A 20,460-nucleotide genomic window follows, 5' to 3' on the forward strand; every position below is an offset into this window, starting at 1 on the left:
AAATTAAACATCCTTTTATCAAAAATTACAACAGTCGATTTAAATGCGATTACCCTGTCGGAATATCCCGAGAGAATCATGGCATGGGATCAAAATGAAGAGACAGCCCGACACCGGCATCCTTCAACGGCGCCACTCCGGCCAGAGCAATCTTTGAATCAAGACCCGTGCAGTGGCAGGCATGAAGGGCCATGGGCCTGGTCTGCCTGAAGTAATCCAGGGTTCCCGCCATCTGGGAGGCCGACGGATTGAGCAGATGGAAACCGCCGATGATGTCAGCAATCCGTTCGTCCCCACACACCCTTTGGGCATGGGAAACGATGTTGCAGATTCCTGCATGGGAACATCCTGTGATAATGACAAGTCCCTGGTCCGACTTATAGGCCAAGGCGGAATCGTCCCAAATCAAGTCTGGAACAGCCCCGTCAGGTGTTTGCTTCATCCCGATGGGCGTTTGGCCTTCAAAGGTGTTTTCCCTGGGGATTTCACCTAAAAAAACAAGGCGGGAACTTAAATTAACCGGGATTCTGGCCAGGGCCAATTCCATGTGGCGACCGGCCTTTTCCTTTGTCACCAAACACCCGATCTCTGCCAGATTGCCAATCCGCACTGAAGAAAAGACTTCCGGATGGGCCACAAGTTTCGGATGTTTTATGTCCAGACCTTCAATGGTACGTTCGGTCAGGTAACGGATAAAAGGGTCCAGTCCCCAGGTATGATCTAGGTGGCTGTGGGAAAGGACCAGAAAATCCAGATTAGACAAATCCTTCCCCAATTTCTCAGCGTTTTTTAAAAACAGGTCTGAATACCCCAGATCAAAAAGCACCTTTACATCTTCATCTTCAATCAGAATTGACAATCCCGGCTCGGCTGTCAGATACCGGTCTATAAGCGTATTGTTGTCTACCAGCAGGGTAAGATCCATGGTGTATCCTTAAACGGTATATGTGCCAAGTCAATTGTCCTATCGCTGCAAACAATCAAATTTTAAGCACCATGAACAGATATTCCCCGTCATTGACATCAATGGTGAGATTTGCGCCCCTGCCCTGGGCATAACGAATCCAGAAAGGCTGATCACCGATGCCGCACTCATAATCCGGAAAGGTCTGCCCGGTAATCCCGTTTTTCCATGACAGGATCATGGGATGAGAACAAAGCTCAAGCGCTTTCTCTTTGGCCGCCTGTTTGGCCGCAGCAAAATCCAGGTCTGGCAAATTAATATTCATATTGATATATTCTTCGGACTGGTTTTGGGAGATACTGCCGATTGCTACCATAATAACCTCCATATATCGGTATGGGTTTAACATCGAGGCCGTACGTGCAGTTTTCACGTCCTTGTGAAAAGATAAGCCCTGATTTATGGTTTGGCAATGTTCTTAACAAATTGATAACGACATACCGAAGCGCAACCCAATAGAAGAGTGAAAAGAAAATTAATGACCTGGATAAAAAAAATCATTGCCGGGCTGGTTATTGCCGTGATGGCAACTACCGTTTTCCAGGTCGCAATTTTCAGGTATCTTAATCCCCCCTTCACAGTCAACATGATCTATGAAAAAGCCATTGCAGCCCACAAAAAGATGCCGTTCAAGCCCAGGTCCTATGAATGGAAGGATTTAGAACAGATTTCCGTGTATCTGCAGCGGGCCGTGCTGGCCTCCGAAGACCAGCGATTCATGAACCATCATGGTTTTGATTTCAGGGAAATAAAAATTGCTCTAAAGGACATCATTGCCCAAAAGGGATTTAGGGGAGCATCCACCATCAGCATGCAGACAGCCCGCTCCCTTTTTCTCCCCTCAAGCCGAACATTGGCCAGAAAAATTGCCGAAGCCTGGTACACGGTCCTGATTGAACTGCTCTGGGATAAAAAAAGAATTCTGGAGATGTATCTGAATACCGTGGATTGGGGAAGGGCCAATGTGGGTGCCCAGGCGGCAGCCCGGGCTTATTTCTCCTGCGATGCCAAAAATTTAACAGCTAAACAGGCAGCCCTTTTGACCGCCATCCTGCCAAGCCCCCACAAATGGTCTGCAATCTCCCCCGGTCCCCATGTACTGCAGCGTCAAGCACGCATCTTGAAACAAATGAGAAACATGCCGGTACTAAAATAACGGCCACGGGCCGTCCTTGGTCTATCTACACCCAGGCTTCGGCCCACAACAAAAACAGAAAGAATCCAGTTGGTTGCTGGGAACTCTCTTATAAAAATATTTACTGGAAGTCTACCAGTTCGACGTCGAAGATCAGGGTAGACTTGGGCGGGATCGCACCAGGATATCCCCGCTCCCCATATGCCAGGGGATAAGGTATCAACAGTTGCCGGGCCTCGCCTTTTTTCATGCCTTCAATCCCGATATCCCAACCTTTGATCACCTGCCCCTTGCCAAGGACGAATTCAATGGGTGCGCCCCGGTCCCTGGAGGAATCAAACTTTTTGCCGTCGATGAACATCCCCGTATAATGCACCTGCACTCTAGCCCCGAAGGTAACGGCAGAACCGTTTCCTTCCTGCACCGGTACATACATCAAACCGGATTCGGTTTCCACGGCATCGGGATATTTTTCATGCATCTGTTTTTTAAACGCTTCCATATCTTTGGCTCCCCTGTTTGCAATAATGGCATCAAATCCGGCCTGGTCTGTTCTGAAAGCCTTTGCCTCGTCCCCGATAGCCAGGATCTCAACGGTCTTGATTTTATCCCCTTTTTCAATGGCATTGACCACCGCCATGCCCCTGACCACCTTGCCGAATACCGTGTGTTTGCCGTCCAGCCAGGGTGTGGCTTCATGGGTAATGAAAAACTGGCTGCCATTGGTGCCGGGGCCGGAATTGGCCATGGATAAAATTCCGGGGCCATCATGTTTTAATTCAGGGCGAAATTCGTCCGGGAACCGGTATCCCGGACCTCCCCGGCCCGTGCCTTCAGGGTCCCCGCCCTGAATCATAAAATCAGGGATGACCCGGTGGAATGATAGCCCATCGTAAAACTTTTCGCCTTTTTTAACATTTGTATCCATTTTCCCCAGGGCAAGCCCTGCAAAATTGGTCACCGTCAACGGGGCCTGTTTGTAAAAAAGCCGAAGAAGAATGGTCCCTTTATCCGTATCCATTTTTGCATACAGACCGTCTGCAAGCTGAGCCCCGTCTTGGGCCAGTGCACCGGAAGGAATCGTAGTCAAAGAAAAAAGAATCCCCCAGGCCAGGACAAATCTTAATATTTTAAAACTAATCTGATTACAACAACATAAAAATGTGCCATAGCCGAGCCGAGCGGTTTTATTATTATCTTTCATCTGATGCATCCTGAATTTGATTTTTCTTAATGTTGCCGTGTAACCGGAACAATTGAGATTTATGGCCTTAAGTCCCGGTACCTGGACCCAATTTTGGATCGAATATTACCATGTTTCTTCCAAAACACAAACGCCTTTGACCTTGATGTTGCAAAATTCAATCCGGCATTCAGATATGAAACACAAAGCAATCTATATGAATTTAAAGACAAATCACATCCAACCATACAAATTGTTTCACAATGCAACAATTCATAAGAACATGACCAAGCGATTCTCATAAAAATAATTCACAATAAATTAAGGCAATTACACTTCTTTACACCTCCGGCACAATAGTTGCCATAGTTATTATCTAAAGATTTTTAAAACGCAATAAAGAAGGGCCGTTAGCAAAGGAGACAGACATGAGTGTCATCACATTTTTTGGAAGAGCCTACACAGGTAAAGCACAACTGGCACAAAAGGCAGCAGACGTACTGGGTTGTAAGGTGTTGTACGACCAGGACATCATTGATGCGGCAGCCGAAAAGTACAATTTAAAAAAATGCCGTATTGAAAGCAGTATTTTTAAAGATCCGCCTTTTGCGGACCGGTATACACCGGTTAAAGCGAAGTGTATCGCAGCGGTAAGGTCTGTCCTGGCTGACAAAATCGAACAGGGCCCTGTTGTTGTCAGCGGATTTTTAGGCAGATTGATCCCGCCAGAAATGGGGCTGCACATTTTGGTCACAGCGCCAAAGGGTTTCAGAAACCGGAACATACAGCGCGAGACAGGCAAAAAAACCGGCGTTGATACAAAAAAGTACCTGGAACTTAGTGACGAAGCGTTTTTACGCTGGTCCCTTTACCTGCGGTCAGCGGAAAGCCGCAGACCCATGGATTGTGACGGCGTTGTGAATGTGACCACCACCGGACTATCCGATCTGATTGAACTGATTTCCAGTGCCGCGGAAAACAAAAAAGAAGAGATGACCCCCCAAGAATTTGCTCTGTCCGCTGAAGTCTCTCACCTCATGGCTGAAAAAGGCCATCCGGTTTCCGTGGCAGCACGACATGATCAGTTGGACCTTGTTGTCCATAAACCCGTACTAATGTTTTCCAGGTACGGCAAAAAACTGGCAGCCCTGGTCCAATCCGTTAACGGAGTAAAGAAAATCAACACTAGAAGCGGCAGGCTATTTTACCAAACAGATATCCTTCCGGGCAGCAATTATTTCAAAACCCCGACTTCAGCCCCGATTAAAAAACAATATGAACAACTTTACAAAAGGGTTACAGAACGCCGCCCATCCTTTATGAACCGTGTAGCACCAGAGCCACAACTGGTTGCCCATGCCTGATGTAAAGGCGGCATTTTAACGCCGCCTTTTTTAAACCACAGCCGGTGCCCATCCTGTCTTTCCGGCTGTGGTTTTTTCTTTTACCCGAATCAAATTTAAAAAGTGATACCTAAAAGCTATGGAAATTCCTATACGCTTCAATCCTTGGTTTTATCAAGCAGTAATTTTATTCTGTTCAAATAGTCAATATGTTGGCAGGGTTTGGAAACGTGGTCAACCAAACGATCAGCCCTTTTTAAATCTTTTATGGACTCCAAAAAGTCTATGTTACCGGAAATAAATAAGATGGGAATCGTTTTATTTTTTGACCGAATATGGTCATATAAATTTTTACCATTTATTTTTCCAGGCAAAATATAATCAAGGCTTATCAAATCATAATCATTATTATCAAAAAATTTTAAAGCCGCTTCTCCTGTATGTGCGACATCAACGATATGATTACACGGTTCATTGGTCAAAACAAAACGCTGAACTTCTGCAATTTGAATTTCATCTTCAACTAATAAAATCCTTTTATTACTAGGGCACCCTTCGTTTTTTATAATTATTTTTTCTTCTTCTGTGAGTTTTTTTTCAATCAATGGAAAACTCAACTCAACCGTAGTGCCGATATTTAATTGAGAACGTACTGTAATTTTGCCTTTGTGAAGCTCAATATATTTATTCACGTTGGCCATTCCATAACCAGACCCTTTTATTGAACTGTCATAAGAGGAGAGGACATCTCTACTGCCCTTAAGGGAGAAAGAGGGTTCGAAAATGTTATCAATATGCGTCTCAGGGATGCCGCAACCATTGTCATCAATGGTAACAATTACCGTTCCATTGGATTGCCGCAGTTGAATGGAAATAACGGGGTTTTCAGACTTACTCAATGCATGAATGGAATTTTGAAAAATATTTACGAGACAATGTTCTATCATCCCCGGGTCAGCAAGAAGCTCTATGTTTTCAGACAAGCCCTCTTTTCTGATTTCAATGCCTTCTATATCCTTTTTCAACAAACTTAACACCAGTTCAATTTTTTCATTAAGATAAAAACACTCATATTTGGGTTCCTGATCTTTGGCAAACGCGACCAAATTTTTGGTTAAATTTCTTCCCCGCAGAGATTGATCCAATATACGTTTAAGTATTTTCAACGTTTCCGGCTCCTTACACTTGAACAATCCTAACTCTGATTGCCCCATGATGATCCCAAGGACATTATTGAAATCATGGGCCATTTTTCCGGCAATTTTCCCAACCAGAGCTAATTTTTTATGTTCTTCAAGGGCCAAGTATACTTCAATTTTTTCTGCTTCGTTTTTCTTCCGTTCAGTTATATCCCTTGCAATCCCAAGAACCCCTTTAAGATTGCCTTCAGAATCAAACACGGGGGTTTTTATTGTTTCAAGATGTTCTTTGTGGCCATCATCGGCATACACGATCTCTTCTTCATTTATACACGGTTTATTGGCTCTTATTGCAGCTTGGTCCTTTTCTTTAAAAAAATCGGCTGATTTTTTATCGAGAAAATCATAATCCGTCTTTCCTATGAGATCCTTTTGTTTTGCACCAAAAAAGCGTTCAAATCTTAAGTTGCATAACAGGTATTCTCCCTGGGGACTTTTCAGCCATATAAGATCAGGGATAACTTCAATGAGCGTCCTTAGAAGCACTTCATTTTCTTGAAGTGTGTCCAACATTGTATTGAAATGATATCCATATCTGATTAATTCATCCTTCTTGTTGCCGGCCCAAGAGAATCTTTCATCAAAGCTTCCTTCTTTAACCTTACGCATCACTATGGCAAGAGAGCGAATCGGTTTAACTATCGTTCTTGAAAACAGATAAAAAACAAAAATCAGCAGGATTACACTGACTATTGTCAGCACTAACGCCATGTTATTCAGATTGTTTCTTTTGGATTCCGCCTCGACGTATTTATTTTTAAACAATGCTGACGCTTGTGTAAAAACACTTTCAAACTGCTCGAAAAGGCCATTGTTTGCCGACTCGAACTTTTCTTCGGTATTATTAATTAAAATCGAAAGGTTAAAATCCTCCGCCAATAAATGTTTAAAGGATAGAAGATATTCCCGGGTCCTGTCGTCTGCCGGATCTATTTGTTCAATCTTCTTATAGAGGTAATCAACGACCATGATCAGTGAATGATAAACAGGCCCATCCTGCTGCATGATGTAAACGATAAAGAAATGATTTAAATTGAACAGGGGCTTGTACAATTGCCTCATATCGTTATTCAGAACATTGGAAATCAAAGATCGATAACTTGTGTTCAGGCTTGTTCTGTGGAGGTTCCAGGTTGTTTTTAATTGCTGGGCCTCATTGAAAATTGTTTCATGCCGGAGGATACCAACCCGAATGGCATGCAATTCGGTTTGAATCTTTTTATTGGTTCCAAGCGCTTCTAAATCACTAAGTTCGGCTTTAATACTTGAAATTGAAGACCCATAATTTGCAATCGCGTCCGGATTTTTTTCTTCAAGAACTTTTTTTTCCCAAAATCGGACTTCATAAAATCTACCATTTAATGAATGCAGTCTTCTCTCAGCCTGGGACATCTCCAACATCTGTGTTGCCAATATTTTCTGCTCATTAAGAAAATAAGTTAACAACCCATAATTCATCACAAACAAAAGGAGAAGAAGGGATACTATCGCACTGATTTTACTGGTAATGGTTCTGAACAAATGAACACCTCTATCTTATTACGGAAAGTGTTACGGGTATATTGGATGAAATTTCTTCACCTCGAAAATACTTTGCCGTTACTTCAAGAGCCATTCGTCCCATTTCCTGGGGGTGTTGTGCTATTGTTGCGGATATCTTTTTTGTTTTAACAGCCTGGACAGCATCTCTAATCGCATCGAATCCCACAAGAACTTTACTTTGGGTTAATTCAACGTCTGCCAATGCGTCCGCTACCCCCAAAATCATATTATCATTATGCGCAAAAACAGCATCAAAAGAGATCTTCTCCGCCAATAGCTTAACCATCACCTGTTTAGCTTGCTCTCTGTCAAAATTTGCCACTTCTCTGGCAATGACTTCTATATCACGAAATCTTTTTATTTCATCATTAAACCCGTAACCACGGTCATGGGCTGCGGATGTACCTGGAATGCCTTCAATTTCGATAATACGTCCCTTATTTTTTAATAAATCCGCCACTAATTTTGCCGCCATTCGCCCACCTTCAATATTATCCGAGGCGACATGACAAAGAATTTTTCCGCCGGCGGATTTTCTATCCACCGTGATCACCGGTATCTTATTCATAACGGCCATCTCAATACCCGGAACGACGGACTCAGCATGTGTCGGGTTTAAAATAATGAGATCAGAATGATTCTTTTGAAAATCAACCAGGTCCATTAATTGTTTTGAATCGTTATTCTCAGCACTTTTAACCGTCAGTTCAACGCCATATAGTTCGGCAGCTTTTCGGGCACCGCCGGCCATTGATAAAAAAAAGGGATTTTTCATATCAGAGATTGAGAACGCAACGTTTTTACCAAAAGTTTCGTAAGTGATAATATCCAAAGGTGTAGCCAAGTTATCAGGAACCACCTCTCCGTTTATTTTTTTTTGGGCCAGCATCACACCATATGCCCCCATAAGTTCGGGATGCTGCTCCATTGTTGCGTGGATTTTTTTATGTCTGATTTCATTTCTGACAGATTCTATATTGTCGTATCCGGCAATGAGGATATTTTTATTCAAATCCAGAATGTCGACGGCCTGTAATGTCCCAAGGGCCATCTGGTCGTTTGCACAAAAGATCGCATCAATGGAGGGATATTTTTGCAAAAACTTCATGGTTACAGAAAACGCTTCCTCCGTATTCCAATTTGCCGACTCTGACCCCACAACCCAAATTGAAGAATTTTTCGTAACGGCTTTTACAAAACCGGATTTTCGAAGCTCCGCATTTTCTACCCCCCGGATACCCTCTATAACAAGAACACGACCTTTGCCTTTCAGTTGTTGCTTAATATATGTGCCGAGAAGTTCACCACCCGTCTGGTTGTTCGATCCTACAAAGGGTATGCTTAGCCCCGCTTTAATGAGCAGGTTACTATCTAACGGATTATCAATATTGATAATTGTAATGCCTTGCCCAACGGCTTTCTTACAAACAGGTATCAATTTTTTTGAATCCGCCGGCGCAAGTACAATTGCACGGATATTTCTTGAAATCAGACTTTCCATAATGCTTATCTGGTGGGACGTGTCCGTTTCATTGATAATACCGAATACTTCCAATGGAATTTCATTCTCTTTTGCGAAATTTTTGGCACCCTGTTCCATTTTTGCAAAAAATGGATTGGTCAAAGCCTTCATTACCAGCGCAATTGTCTGATCGCTCCCGGCAATCGCCGCTGGAGGAATGAACAAACTTGCGGCACAGAAAAAAATGAAAAATAAAATCGCCGACCCATGTAATTTTCCCATTATTGTTTCTCCTGTCTTTGGATCTACGAAATTAGAATACTACATTTCAGAGTTGTCTCATACTAAAATATCAGGATTATAGAAACCGATTGAAGATTGAAAACAGAACGTCTTTTGATCGGACGTCATAAACATGGAAGGAGAGTTGTGCGGTTCTTGTTGTGGGCTGAACCTGGGTTTCGATAAACCAAGGTCAGCCCATGGCTGCTACTCTAACTTAAAAGCTTTGATCTTGCGCCACAAAGAGACCCGGTCGATCTCCATGATCTCGGCAGCCCGGGTTTTGTTCCAGTTGGTCTGTTCCAGCACCCACCGGATATACCGTTTTTCCTGCTCCTTCATGGTGGGAATTTTGCCTTCCGGGGCCGTTCGGTAGGTTTCAATAGCCAGCTGAGTGAGATGGTCGGGCAGTGCCTCGGGATATATCACTTCGCTGTTTTCCATGGCCACGGCCCGTTCGATGATGTTTTCAAGTTCCCGGACGTTTCCCGGCCAGGCATAATTGACAAGAAACTCCATGGTGGTGCGATCAATTTCCTTGATACTTTTTCCCATATCCCGGTTTTTTTTTGCCAGAAAATGATAGGCAAGCAAGGGAATGTCCTCTTTCCTGTCTGCCAGGGCAGGCAGTATGATGGATGCCACGTTGAGCCGGAAATAAAGGTCCTGGCGAAAATGGCCCTTGTCCACCTCGTGGCGCAGATCCCTGTGGGTGGCAGCGATGAATCTTAAATCCACGCCTATCGTCTGGGTGCTGCCCACCCGCATGATCTCTTTTTCCTGGATCACCCGCAGAATTTTGATCTGCATGGAAGCCGGCATATCCCCGATTTCATCAAAAAACACCGTGCCCTGGTCGGCAAACTCAAACAGGCCTTTTTTGGTTTTCATCGCACCGGTAAAGGCCTCTTTTTCATGGCCGAAAAGCTCATTGGCCATGAGATCCTCTGAAAACGAGCCACAGTTGAAGGCCACCATTTCATGATTTTTCCGGCTGGAAAGACTGTGAATCGCCCTTGCCACAAGCTCTTTACCCGTGCCGCTTTCCCCTAAAACCAACACGGAGATATCGGTCTGGGCTACCTGGGCAATGGTCTTTTTCACCTGGCGCATGGGCGGGCTGTTACCGATGATTTCAGGCAGCTTTGCCTGCTGGTCAAGCTGTTTCTTAAGCGCCTGATTTTCCAATTGAAGGGATCGCTTAAGCAGCGCCTGTTTGATGATCTGCCGAACTTCGTCTATTTTGTAGGGTTTTGCAATATAGTGATAGGCCCCTTCTTTCATGGCGATCACCGCATTGTCCACGGTGGCATAGCCGGTGATTAAGATAACTTCGGTGTGGGGCTGCAACTTCCGACTGTGTTCAAGGATCTGCATGCCGTCGATCTTTTTCATCTTATAATCGGTGATAATCAGATCAAAGGTTTTGGATTTGATAAGATTCAACCCCTTGGTTCCGCTCTCGACAGCCGTAACCTTGTATCCATCCTTGAGAAGAATGTGTTCAAGATTTTTAAGAGCGATCTGCTCATCTTCGATTATCAGAATGTTTTCCTGCATGTTTCTCCTAATGTTCGTCAGGTAGGCTGACTGTAAATATCGTACCCTGTCCAAGGCTGGAATTCACGCTGATTGTTCCGCCGTGCTGCTCAATAATGCCGTGTATAATGGAAAGCCCTAGGCCAGACCCCTTTCCCACTTCCCGGGTGGTGAAAAAAGGATCGAAAATCTTGGCAAGATGTTCTTCTTTTATCCCATTTCCCGTATCCTGAACCGCAAAAACAAAGGCGCGTGCCTGGTCGTCCTTAAACGCCGAAATGGTCAGACGTCCACCGTCCTGATCCTCCATGGCAAATACGGCATTGATAATCAGATTAAGCAGCACCTGCTGGATGCGCCGGGGATCCATGTGGCCCTCAATATCATCGGGAACGGAGATTTCCACATCAATATCCGAAGGGATATCCCCTGTAATCAGGTGCATGGTGTTGCCGACCAGTTTTTTAAACACCACCGGTTCAACACTGAAATCACTTTGTCTGGAAAAATCAAGCAGGGCCCGGATAATTTCCTTTGACCGGTTGATCTCCTGTTCAACATTGGCCAACAGCGTTTTTTTATAATCAATATCCGGGTCTTCAATTTCCTCCTGGATAATCTGGACGCTGGTGGAGATATTGTTCAACGGATTGTTCAGTTCATGGGCCACCCCGGAGGTAAGCGTGCCCAAGGACGACATTTTCTCGGCCTGGATGAGCTGGGTTTTACGGCGATCCAGCTCTTCAATCATATCATTCAGACTCACGGCCAAAGACTCAAACTCGTCTCCGGTTTTTATTGCCGGAATTTTATCATAATCGCCCTTGGCAATGTGTTTGATGCCGGTTTCAATGGCTTTTAAGGGGCGGTTAAGCTTGATGACCAAAAAAATGGTGGCCACGACAGTGAGAATAAACAATAGGAGCAGAGAAACCATTAAGTATTCCCTGGACCGGTCCAGCAGTTCAAACACCTTTTTTTTCTCTGCTTTTACCACTTGTTCAATATCAGTAGTCAATTCCCGCCCAAGCTGGGTCACCGTATTTTGAATCTGCAAAGACCGCTCAGAAGAAACTGTACCACTTTTATACAAGTTTAGCAGGGTTTCCATGTTGGTGCGGTAGGCATTGATGGCCTGGCTGCGTTGCTGGAAAAAGGGGTCCCTGACTACAAGGTCAGAAAACTCTTTTTCAATATGAGCCTGTTTTTCATCAATTTTACCAATGTATGACAGGGCCATGGACAAATCCCGGATGTCCTTTCTTAAAAAGAAATTCTTCTCGTAACGCCGGGCCTCCAGCACCGTATCCAACAGATCCCGTTTTTTTTCAATGAGCACCAGGGTGCTTAACACTGTGGAATTGCTGTAGTGGTTTATGAACCAGATAATGCTGTTCACCACCATGAAAACCAGGAAAAGAAATGATACTTTTTGTCTAAGACTAAAACGCATAATAATCAATATATATATATGTTCTCTATGGGAAACAAGGCCAATGTCATAAAGTTAAGATACTTCCGGATTAAAACCATGAAGCGCATGAAGGACATGAAGATTGATTTCCCGGTATATATTTTTCGTGCGCTTCATGGTCTTCATGGTAAAATAATCGCTACAATAAACAGGCCGACCGGACATAAGGTCATCCGATCGGCCCGGGGAATAGCATTGTTTTTTTGGTTTAAGAAATACCGTAGAAAAAATAGATCACGGTCAATTCCACAACAAGAAACAGCACGGTCATCACGGCACCGGCCTTGGCGTAGTCAATGGTTCTGTAGCCGCCCGGACGCATGATCAGTGCATTCACCTGATGTGTAGGCAGCACAAAAGTATTGGAAGCAGAGAGCCCCACCACCAGCGCAGCCATCCTCGGGTCTGCCCCGGCCATCACCGCCATGTTCATGCACAGGGGCACCAGAAGCACCGTGGCCCCCACATTGGAGATAACCAGGGTAAAAAAGGATGCCATAATCCCCACAACCGCCAGAAGAACAATGGGTGAAGGCGTCCCGATCAGGTTAAGCACCGTATGGGCAATAAACCCGGCTGTTCCGGTTTTTTCAAAAGCAATGCCCAGGGGAATGAGCCCTGCCAATAGAAATACTGTCATCCAGTCGACGGACAGATATGCCTCGTCAACCGTGAGAACCCCGGTAATGATCATCCCAAGCGCCCCGGACATAAGCGCCACGGACAGCTGAATTTTCAAGACCACGATCTGGAAAAGGGCAAGAGCCAACCACCCTACAGCCAGCATCGCTTTCTGGGGCCGCAGGATTTCACCTTCCAGCTTGGATGCAAACACCAAAGATCTGGGTTTGGGCCTGTTCATCAGAATATGAAACTTCTCCCATGGCCCCTGGAGCAACAGCGTGTCCCCCATGGCCAGCCGGATATTGGTCAGCCCGGAGTAATATTTTCGATTGTCCTTGAACAGCACCAGCGGATTAAGTCCGTACATTTCCTTGAAATTAACCTCATTCAATGTTTTGCCGATGAGTTCGGATCTTGGTGCCACAATGACCTCGGCCATACCGGCATTGGTATTGGCCAAAAATTCTGCAAAAGTTTCAAGGGCCGGCTTTATCTCCCAGCCATACTCTTTGGCAAGCTGCTCTATATTTTCCCTTTTGCCGACCACGGCAATATCATCGCCGCCGTTGATGCCTTCATAACTGCGGGGCACATGGTTGGTGGTCCGGGTAGAGGGAGAAGATATGCCGATGACCGTAACAAGAAACCGGGGACGAATATTTAAATCATCCAGAAGCCCTGTGGTACCGGTCTCTTCGGGTACGTGAAGTTCAACCAGACTGTTGACACCCTGATATTCGTTAATGAGCACATCTGTGGCGCCTTTGCCGGAATCGCCGCTTGCGTTGGGAAGAATCAACCGTCCGAAAATCAAAAAATATAAAAGCGCCGTAACCAACAAACACACACCGATGGGCGTCTGGGTGAACAACCCGAAAGGTTCAAGCTTTTCACCGCCCAGCACCATAAGGTCATTGAGCAGGATGGTCGGGCTTGCGCCCACAAGGGTAAGCGTTCCGCCGATAATGGCGCAAAACCCCATGGGCATCAGGATGCGGGAGGTGGGAATCCCCACCCGCTTGGAGATTCTCTGGGTGGCGGGCAGAAACAGGGCTGCGGCCCCAATATTCTGCATCATACTTGAAATAATACCCACAGTACTTGAGACCAAAAGCATGATCTTGGCTTCGCTTTTGCCTGCCAGGGCCAGGATGGGCTTGGCCACTTTATTCATAACGCCGGTTTTATCCAACCCCGCACCAATGATAATTACGGCAATAATGGAACAAACTGCATTGGAACTTAAGCCCACAAAGGCTTCTTTAGGAGAGATCAGTCCAATCAGGGGGAGAAGGACCATCATCATTATCCCGACCACATCCACCCGCACCCATTCGAACACAAAGAGGCAGATAACAAAGACCAGGATGATCATGGTCATAATCATATCAGGTGTCATTCTAAAAAACACTCCATTGAAAATTAACTATTTTAAAATGCCGGTACTATTCTTCTTCTTCATTTCTGTAGATAAAGCACAGCACCGCTGTAAACAAAACGATACAAAGACCGATGATAAAATGAGCACTCATGCAACAGTCCTCCTAATTCACTGAATAAACGCAAAGCCGCTGGGCAATCCGATCCTGGTTGACGGCAGCGTCCCTTACCGCAGCAGGGCGCTTGTTCTCGGAAATAATAAATTCAATGTGGCCGCACTCCTTGGTGATATCGGCAATGGCATGGTCCACATCGGCCTGGCTTGTGGTATGGGCAAATTTCAGGCCCAGTTCTGTGGCCTTCGCCTCGAACGGCGATACATTTTTTGCCGCCGTTTCCTTAAAATCGGCGTACAGTTCTTCCTGGGTGGTGGAAAAAAATGAGGTTACATCATGGGTCAGATTAGCTGCATTTACCGCAATAATGCCGTAATCCATGCGCTTGGCCATATCCAGGGCATACTCAACCATATCATCGGAAAACCGGCTTTCAAGGGTGGCAACCACCAGATTTTTCCCTTCGTTTTCCTTGCACAACATGCACTGATCCCCATCTGTACCAGCATCGTTGCTATCGCAACGCTGGGAAAATTGAATCGGTTTTTCCGCATTGCCGTGTTTTTTACCAAGGTTTAATATTCTATTTAAAAACTGCATACGCGACTGTCCTCCTTAATAAGTGTATTGGGTTTACCATCTTTGCTGGCAAATAATGAGCAAGTTGCATACCAGTTTCCAAAAACCGTCTTAATTGCCTACACAGTGGGGCTTTTCACAGATTTCCCACCAGCCCTGCGCCGCCGGTTGTGTTGCAGAATGCAATATTATTTAAAAATTATTATCAAAGCCTTATCTCGCGCTTGTTTACAAACATTGCAATTGTCAATGTTTGTGTTGCACAATGAAACGATTCATCAGAGATTCATCTCTTACTTTGGGTTGATGTAAGGTGAAAAAGCCTTATGACTTCCCTTCTTAAGGAACCGCCGTACCCCAAATCAGGTATCAGGCATGGTAATTGCTCTAAGCTAAAAAAAACTGAATAATTTTCAAATTTTGAAGTTCTTAGAAGAAAGGGCTGTCAGGGTGAAACGGATCTTTAAAAAAGAAGAAGAAACGCAGGTTGTTGATACGGGAGCAGAAGAAATTGCTGCGTTGCGCGAGGCCGTGCTGGAGCAAAAAATCCCGGCTGAAATTGAAAAAATTTTACTCAAAGAGGTGGACCGGCTTGAAAAGATCAATCCAAGTGCGGCCGAGTACACCATCGGGCTCAATCATATCGACTATGTGACCACCCTGCCCTGGAACCGATACACCCAGGACAATCTTGACATCCAGCGCGCGGAAAGAATCCTGAACTCCGACCATTATGGACTTGAAGAAATCAAGGAGCGAATCCTCGAACATCTGGCGGTCCGGCAAATGAAGCTGTCCCGGAAAAACACCATTCTTGTGGTGGATGATGAGCAGATCACCCGGATGAACCTGGAGCATGTCCTGTCCAAAGAGGGTTATGAGGTCAGCACGGCCGACGGCGGTACCCAGGCCCTGGAATTTTTAAAAGACAAAACCGTAGATCTTGTGATCACGGACCTTAAAATGGACAAAATTGACGGTATGGCGCTTCTGGAACGTATAAAGGCCACAAGCCCCTCCACAGAAGTGATCATCATCTCCGGGTATGCCACGGTACTCACCGCCGTGGATGCCATCAAGCGGGGCTCATTTCACTTTATTCCCAAGCCCCTTAAACTTGATAATATCCGGGAAACCGTCAAAAAGGCCCTGGGCAAAAAAACAGGGCTTGTGGAAGCCAAGGGGCCTGTGATCTGCTTTGCCGGTCCTCCGGGCACGGGAAAGACGTCACTTGGCAAGTCCATTGCCCAAAGCCTGGAACGTAAATTCGTCCGGATCTCCCTGGCCGGCATAAAGGATGAAGCCGATATCAGGGGACACAGGCGCTCCTATGCCGGTGCCCTTGCCGGACGAATCATCCAGGAAATACGCCGGGCCGAATCTTTGAATCCCGTGCTCATGCTCGATGAAATCGATAAAATCGGACAGGATTTCAAAGGCGATCCTGCCTCGGCGCTGCTTGAGGTGCTGGACCCCCAGCAGAACTCGAAATTCATTGACCATTACCTGGACATTCCCTTTGACCTGTCCAAGGTGATGTTCATTGCAACGGCCAATATGGTGGCACGGATTCCAGGGCCGTTGCTTGACCGGTTTGAGGTGATATCCATGTCCGGATACACCATCGAAGAAAAAACACACATTGCCCAACGCCACCTGATTCCCCGGGCCAAGGAGGACACGGGACTTTCGGGATTCGACCTTGAATTTACGCAAAATGCGCTTTGTGCCATCATCAGGGAACACACCCGGGAGGCGGGATTACGGGGACTTGAACGCCAAATTTCAGCCATCTGCCGCAAAATTGCCCGGCGGTATCTCAATACGCCCAATGCGTCCCGGAAAATAAAAATAGATGAAAATACCGTAGAAAAACTTCTGGGGCCTGCCAGATACCACTATGAAATTGCAGGGGCACGGGACCGGGTGGGGTGCGCCACAGGCCTTGCCTGGACGGAAAGCGGCGGGGAAATCATCTTTGTGGAGACCACGCGGATGATGGGAGCCGAACGTCTGATCCTCACCGGATATTTAGGCGAAATCATGAAGGAATCCGCCCAGGCCGCCTTAAGCTACATCCGCAGCCACACGGAACAATTGGGGCTGGCTGCAAACTTTTTCCAGGGCCGGGATATCCACGTTCATGTGCCGTCGGGGGCCATTCCCAAGGACGGTCCATCCGCCGGGATGACCATTGCCGTGGCGCTGGTTTCTCTGTTAAAGGATATTCCCTGTCCCCGGGATATGGCCATGACGGGAGAGGTAACCTTAAGCGGCAGAATCCTTCCTGTGGGCGGCATCCGTGAAAAACTGCTGGCAGCCAAAACCGCCGGAATCAAAACAGTCATTTTTCCTGCCAAAAACCAGGCTGAAATTGCAGCCATGGATGACACGCTCAAGCAGGGAATAAAAATCTTTACAGCAGGTGAACTGGACGAAGTAATCCGGCAGGTGTTGGGGCAAGCGGCCATTGATCAACCGGTGCCGGTGAAAAGCCCAATCGACGGATAGATAAAGATGTCCGGCTACAAAACTTGGTGCCTGGCCTGGGAACAACTGCAGACATACAGCATATCAAACGTCTGGCCAGGCACCATAAGGCAGTAAGCGGAAGATTTTTGACGACATCGTCACCTTTGATTCTGCCCATATTTCACTCAGTCAATGATGATCACGGGTATGCCGTTCAAGGCGTGCATCACCCGCGAAGCGTTGCTGCCCATGAAAAAGTCCTTAATGCCTGAAGACGACCTTCGTCCCATGGCCACCAGACTATATTTTCCTTTTTGGGCTTCCTGAACAATGTCACTGGCGATATTTTTGTTCTGGGCCTCAATTTTGATGTGAATATTCTCTTTGGAAAACCCGGCATTAATTAAAACATGCCTTGCAGCATCAAGGATTTCTTTCATCATAGCCTGGCGCCGTTCCTCCATCCGGCAAAACGCATTACGTTCTTTTTCGAAATAGGGTGTAAGGCTGGGACTGTCGAGCCCGCAGGCTGCCGCCGTATCCGGCACTACGTGAAACAGTGTGATCTCGTGCTCTTTATTTAAGTGTTCTGCGACAAAGGAAACAGTATTTCCGGCACTGTCAGTGTCATCGAACGGAAGCAAGATTTTGGAATTCATGATTTTCTCCTTTGAATTTATAGACACGTAGACGCTTCTTTTCAGCTTTGGGAATCGTATCGTTGCAATTCCCCATACCCAATATCGTAATGTTCCGGTGCAAAAGTGTAAATGCGGGAATTGCTGTATTTCTGCTGAGAATATACCCCAGCCGATTATGGGCACAGCATGTTGTACCCACAATCGGCAGGAAAAAAAGACAGGTATTTCAGGGTAAGGGTTGGCCTGTGGTTGAAATGGTTACCCGGTGAACAGGAATACTCTTTCCGGATTTTTCCATGGCACAGTCAACAATCCATTTCATTTTTGAACAGCAGGGAACTTCCATGACCATCATGGTGATGCCCTGGATATTATTTTGGGCAAAAATATCTGCAAGCTTGTCAATATAGAGATCGGCATCATCAAATTTAGGACAGCCGAGCATGACGACCTTGCCTTTCAGATAATCGGAATGAAACGATGGGGCGGCAACAGGAACGCAGTCGGCTGTGATCAGCAGGGTTGCATCTTTTAAAAAGGGCGCTGCGGCAGGGATCAGCCGAAGCTGCACCGGCCAGTGCCCCAGGGCTGAGCCGCCGGCAGATCCATCTGTCGCCGCCCCCATACCCGGTAACGGAGAGATGGGAAATGTTGTGACCTGCTGGGACGGGCACCCATTGGGTTTTGAGATCGTTGCGGACCTTTGCCTGTCAAGCCGTGCATGTACAGCCTGTTCATCATATTCGTCAGCCCGGCGCGCAATGAGCTTAAGCGCGCCTCTGGGGCAATCGCCAAGACAGGCGCCAAGCCCGTCACAATACTTATCGCCAATAACCTTTGCCTTGCCGTCAATAATCTGAATGGCCCCTTCGGCACAGGAGGGTACGCAGTTGGCACAGCCGTCACACTTTTCTTCGTCTATCTCTATAATTTTACGGATAACTTTCATGGGGCTTACCTTTTATGATTAAAGTTTAAATTAAGTTTACATCTTGGTTTGAAGTTACTATAGAAAAAAAGGGAAAACCTTGATCTGAATCAAGCCGTTAAATTTTTGTTGATTTTTTTGCGGTTGTCCAGACAATCCAATTGAAACCATTGCTGAAAAACTTTTCCGGAGACCAAACATCGAACAGTATCTGCACATCATTCCCCTTTTTTCAGGACTGACGGAAGACCAGAGTGCGACTCTCGCCGCTTTGGCCAGTGAATTAACCGTAAACAAAGGCGAAATTATTTTCCAGGAAGGCGACCGGGGCGAAGGGTTTTACATTGTGGCAGCAGGAAAAATCAAAGTATTCAAAATGTCTTTTGAGGGGAAAGAGCAGATCCTGCACATATACGGCCCAGGCCATACATTCGGTGAGGTTCCGGTATTCCAGGGAACAAGCTTCCCGGCGTCTGCCATGGCCCTGGAACCCTCAACCATTCTTTTTCTGCCCAGACAAGCCTTTGTCCGGCAAATTGGAAAATCCCCCGCCCTTGCCATGAACATGCTGGCAGACCTTTCCAGGCGCCTGAGGGAATTCACGGTTCAAATTGAAAATTTAAGTTTGAAGGAAGTGCCTGCCAGGCTTGCCGCTTATATTCTGACCCTGGCACGGGAAGAGAGCGTGCATTCACAAAAAGAACACCGGACGTCAACCAAGGTATCGTTGCCTGTTTCAAAGGTTCAACTGGCAAGCCTCATCGGCACAACCCCGGAGACCATTTCCCGTGTATTGAAAAAAATGGACCAGGCCGAATTTATCAAGGCGGATGGGAAAAAATTTTTGATTTTAGATCATGGGGGACTGGAAGAGTTATCCCATACCGGTCGCCTTTAGAATTGGAACGGCCACCGAAAAAATAATTTTATCCCGCTGGTATGATTTTACAAAAGCGTCATCAACGGGGGCATGATTTTCATATAGTGTTTCATCCAGCCATTCGATTTTTTTTGCAGAATTTTTTAAACCGGTTCGCCGGTATTTAAGCACGGCTTCTTTGATGGTCCAGATTTTCAGGATGTTTTCAAGGTCTTCCCCGGCGTATGCACTCTGTTCTTTGTTGGAAAATCCGGCGTGTAAAAGGGCCGGGATATCCATAGGGATTATGGTCTCCATATCAACACCGATGGCATGGGCTTTTTTGCACAAAGCGGCCAGGGCGTAATCCCCTGAATGTGAGATGGATATGGCATAATCAAAGGCAGGGGCCAGGACGGGTGCCCCGGATGCGTCATTATGTATCTCAATGGCATCCGGGGACAGGCCTGTCTCCTGCATGACAAGATTTTTTACCGCCCATCGTCCGGCCAGTCGTTCCACCTGCTTTTTCAGGGCAAACAATTGATTCAGCTTATTGAGTTCGGCCGGGGAAAGCATGGGCCTTGCAAACTGATCCGGACAGAATCGGCAGCCGGGCCTGGTCTGGTAACCAGGCCCGACAGTTTGGGGTAATAACGCTTTGAGCATGTCCGGGATGTGAACAAGGCAAAAATGGATGCCCTGTTCACGGAACAGCAGGTTCATGCGTTGCATCTA

The 20,460-nt window shown here is 46.2% G+C and carries 16 protein-coding genes; 4 read left to right on the forward strand and 12 right to left on the reverse strand.

All coding sequences use genetic code 11. From position 1 onward, the window contains the following. Positions 1 to 76: 76 nt before the first annotated feature. Entirely contained in the window at positions 77 to 925 is an 849-nt protein-coding gene (locus B147_RS0102800) for an MBL fold metallo-hydrolase (RefSeq protein ID WP_020585735.1), read from the reverse strand. A gap of 55 nt (positions 926 to 980) precedes the next feature. After that, on the reverse strand, positions 981 to 1,280 hold the full coding sequence (locus B147_RS0102805) for an AF1514 family protein (RefSeq protein ID WP_020585736.1): 300 nt from the start codon (positions 1,278 to 1,280) through the stop codon (positions 981 to 983). Between the two features lie 162 nt (positions 1,281 to 1,442). Here B147_RS0102805 and mtgA point away from each other — a divergent pair, with 162 nt between their 5' ends. Beyond that, on the forward strand, positions 1,443 to 2,120 hold the full coding sequence (gene mtgA, locus B147_RS0102810) for a monofunctional biosynthetic peptidoglycan transglycosylase (RefSeq protein ID WP_020585737.1): 678 nt from the start codon (positions 1,443 to 1,445) through the stop codon (positions 2,118 to 2,120). 100 nt (positions 2,121 to 2,220) lie between these two features. On the opposite strand, the gene B147_RS33385 is transcribed toward mtgA, so the two are convergent. Further along, positions 2,221 to 3,303: a peptidylprolyl isomerase gene (locus tag B147_RS33385; RefSeq protein WP_020585738.1), complete on the reverse strand. Its 1,083-nt coding sequence runs from the start codon at positions 3,301 to 3,303 to the stop codon at positions 2,221 to 2,223. 407 nt (positions 3,304 to 3,710) lie between these two features. Between B147_RS33385 and B147_RS0102820 the strand changes: the two genes are divergently transcribed. Next, positions 3,711 to 4,646, forward strand: coding sequence for a cytidylate kinase-like family protein (locus B147_RS0102820; protein WP_020585739.1), 936 nt, complete (start codon positions 3,711 to 3,713; stop codon positions 4,644 to 4,646). Between the two features lie 137 nt (positions 4,647 to 4,783). Here the strand turns inward: B147_RS0102820 and B147_RS0102825 are convergent, their stop codons facing one another. The 6 genes from B147_RS0102825 to B147_RS0102860 form a co-directional block, all read right to left on the reverse strand. After that, a complete protein-coding gene (locus tag B147_RS0102825) occupies positions 4,784 to 6,703 on the reverse strand; it encodes an ATP-binding protein (RefSeq protein ID WP_169400697.1) in 1,920 nt (639 codons plus the stop codon). A 652-nt stretch (positions 6,704 to 7,355) separates the two neighbouring features. Further along, on the reverse strand, positions 7,356 to 9,110 hold the full coding sequence (locus tag B147_RS29935) for a substrate-binding domain-containing protein (RefSeq protein ID WP_020585741.1): 1,755 nt from the start codon (positions 9,108 to 9,110) through the stop codon (positions 7,356 to 7,358). A gap of 207 nt (positions 9,111 to 9,317) precedes the next feature. Further along, positions 9,318 to 10,670 carry a sigma-54-dependent transcriptional regulator gene (locus tag B147_RS0102840; RefSeq protein ID WP_020585742.1) on the reverse strand — a complete coding sequence of 451 codons (1,353 nt, stop codon included), beginning with the start codon at positions 10,668 to 10,670 and terminating at the stop codon, positions 9,318 to 9,320. A gap of 7 nt (positions 10,671 to 10,677) precedes the next feature. Further along, complete coding sequence (locus B147_RS0102845; RefSeq protein ID WP_020585743.1) at positions 10,678 to 12,102, reverse strand: sensor histidine kinase; 1,425 nt, start codon at positions 12,100 to 12,102, stop codon at positions 10,678 to 10,680. Between the two features lie 229 nt (positions 12,103 to 12,331). Beyond that, complete coding sequence (locus B147_RS0102850) at positions 12,332 to 14,146, reverse strand: SLC13 family permease (protein WP_026259491.1); 1,815 nt, start codon at positions 14,144 to 14,146, stop codon at positions 12,332 to 12,334. 145 nt (positions 14,147 to 14,291) lie between these two features. Next, positions 14,292 to 14,843: a universal stress protein gene (locus tag B147_RS0102860; RefSeq protein WP_020585746.1), complete on the reverse strand. Its 552-nt coding sequence runs from the start codon at positions 14,841 to 14,843 to the stop codon at positions 14,292 to 14,294. A gap of 429 nt (positions 14,844 to 15,272) precedes the next feature. Here B147_RS0102860 and lon point away from each other — a divergent pair, with 429 nt between their 5' ends. Further along, positions 15,273 to 17,333 carry an endopeptidase La gene (gene lon, locus B147_RS0102865; RefSeq protein ID WP_020585747.1) on the forward strand — a complete coding sequence of 687 codons (2,061 nt, stop codon included), beginning with the start codon at positions 15,273 to 15,275 and terminating at the stop codon, positions 17,331 to 17,333. A 146-nt stretch (positions 17,334 to 17,479) separates the two neighbouring features. Here the strand turns inward: lon and B147_RS0102870 are convergent, their stop codons facing one another. Continuing rightward, on the reverse strand, positions 17,480 to 17,953 hold the full coding sequence (locus B147_RS0102870; RefSeq protein WP_020585748.1) for a universal stress protein: 474 nt from the start codon (positions 17,951 to 17,953) through the stop codon (positions 17,480 to 17,482). Between the two features lie 208 nt (positions 17,954 to 18,161). Next, positions 18,162 to 18,884 carry an ATP-binding protein gene (locus tag B147_RS0102875; RefSeq protein ID WP_020585749.1) on the reverse strand — a complete coding sequence of 241 codons (723 nt, stop codon included), beginning with the start codon at positions 18,882 to 18,884 and terminating at the stop codon, positions 18,162 to 18,164. A gap of 250 nt (positions 18,885 to 19,134) precedes the next feature. On the opposite strand from B147_RS0102875, the gene B147_RS0102885 reads away from it, so the two are divergent. Next, positions 19,135 to 19,761 (forward strand): Crp/Fnr family transcriptional regulator, encoded by a 627-nt coding sequence (locus B147_RS0102885; RefSeq protein ID WP_020585750.1) that lies wholly within the window; start codon positions 19,135 to 19,137, stop codon positions 19,759 to 19,761. Here B147_RS0102885 and B147_RS0102890 read toward each other — a convergent pair. After that, positions 19,738 to 20,457, reverse strand: coding sequence for a 4'-phosphopantetheinyl transferase family protein (locus tag B147_RS0102890; protein ID WP_157237746.1), 720 nt, complete (start codon positions 20,455 to 20,457; stop codon positions 19,738 to 19,740). The two genes, B147_RS0102885 and B147_RS0102890, sit on opposite strands and share 24 nt — an antisense overlap. Positions 20,458 to 20,460 lie beyond the last annotated feature (3 nt).

It is taken from the genome of Desulfobacter curvatus DSM 3379, from assembly GCF_000373985.1.
In the GTDB taxonomy this organism is placed as follows: domain Bacteria; phylum Desulfobacterota; class Desulfobacteria; order Desulfobacterales; family Desulfobacteraceae; genus Desulfobacter; species Desulfobacter curvatus.

Excerpts from the sequence above, each read along its gene's own strand:
- B147_RS0102800 (WP_020585735.1), bottom strand. The coding sequence starts at position 925 with ATGGATCTTACCCTGCTGGTAGACAACAATACGCTTATAGACCGGTAT.
- B147_RS0102805 (WP_020585736.1), bottom strand. The coding sequence starts at position 1,280 with ATGGTAGCAATCGGCAGTATCTCCCAAAACCAGTCCGAAGAATATATC.
- mtgA (WP_020585737.1), top strand. The coding sequence starts at position 1,443 with ATGACCTGGATAAAAAAAATCATTGCCGGGCTGGTTATTGCCGTGATG.
- B147_RS33385 (WP_020585738.1), bottom strand. The coding sequence starts at position 3,303 with ATGAAAGATAATAATAAAACCGCTCGGCTCGGCTATGGCACATTTTTA.
- B147_RS0102820 (WP_020585739.1), top strand. The coding sequence starts at position 3,711 with ATGAGTGTCATCACATTTTTTGGAAGAGCCTACACAGGTAAAGCACAA.
- B147_RS29935 (WP_020585741.1), bottom strand. The coding sequence starts at position 9,110 with ATGGGAAAATTACATGGGTCGGCGATTTTATTTTTCATTTTTTTCTGT.
- B147_RS0102840 (WP_020585742.1), bottom strand. The coding sequence starts at position 10,670 with ATGCAGGAAAACATTCTGATAATCGAAGATGAGCAGATCGCTCTTAAA.
- B147_RS0102845 (WP_020585743.1), bottom strand. The coding sequence starts at position 12,102 with ATGCGTTTTAGTCTTAGACAAAAAGTATCATTTCTTTTCCTGGTTTTC.
- B147_RS0102850 (WP_026259491.1), bottom strand. The coding sequence starts at position 14,146 with ATGACACCTGATATGATTATGACCATGATCATCCTGGTCTTTGTTATC.
- B147_RS0102860 (WP_020585746.1), bottom strand. The coding sequence starts at position 14,843 with ATGCAGTTTTTAAATAGAATATTAAACCTTGGTAAAAAACACGGCAAT.
- B147_RS0102870 (WP_020585748.1), bottom strand. The coding sequence starts at position 17,953 with ATGAATTCCAAAATCTTGCTTCCGTTCGATGACACTGACAGTGCCGGA.
- B147_RS0102875 (WP_020585749.1), bottom strand. The coding sequence starts at position 18,884 with ATGAAAGTTATCCGTAAAATTATAGAGATAGACGAAGAAAAGTGTGAC.
- B147_RS0102890 (WP_157237746.1), bottom strand. The coding sequence starts at position 20,457 with ATGCAACGCATGAACCTGCTGTTCCGTGAACAGGGCATCCATTTTTGC.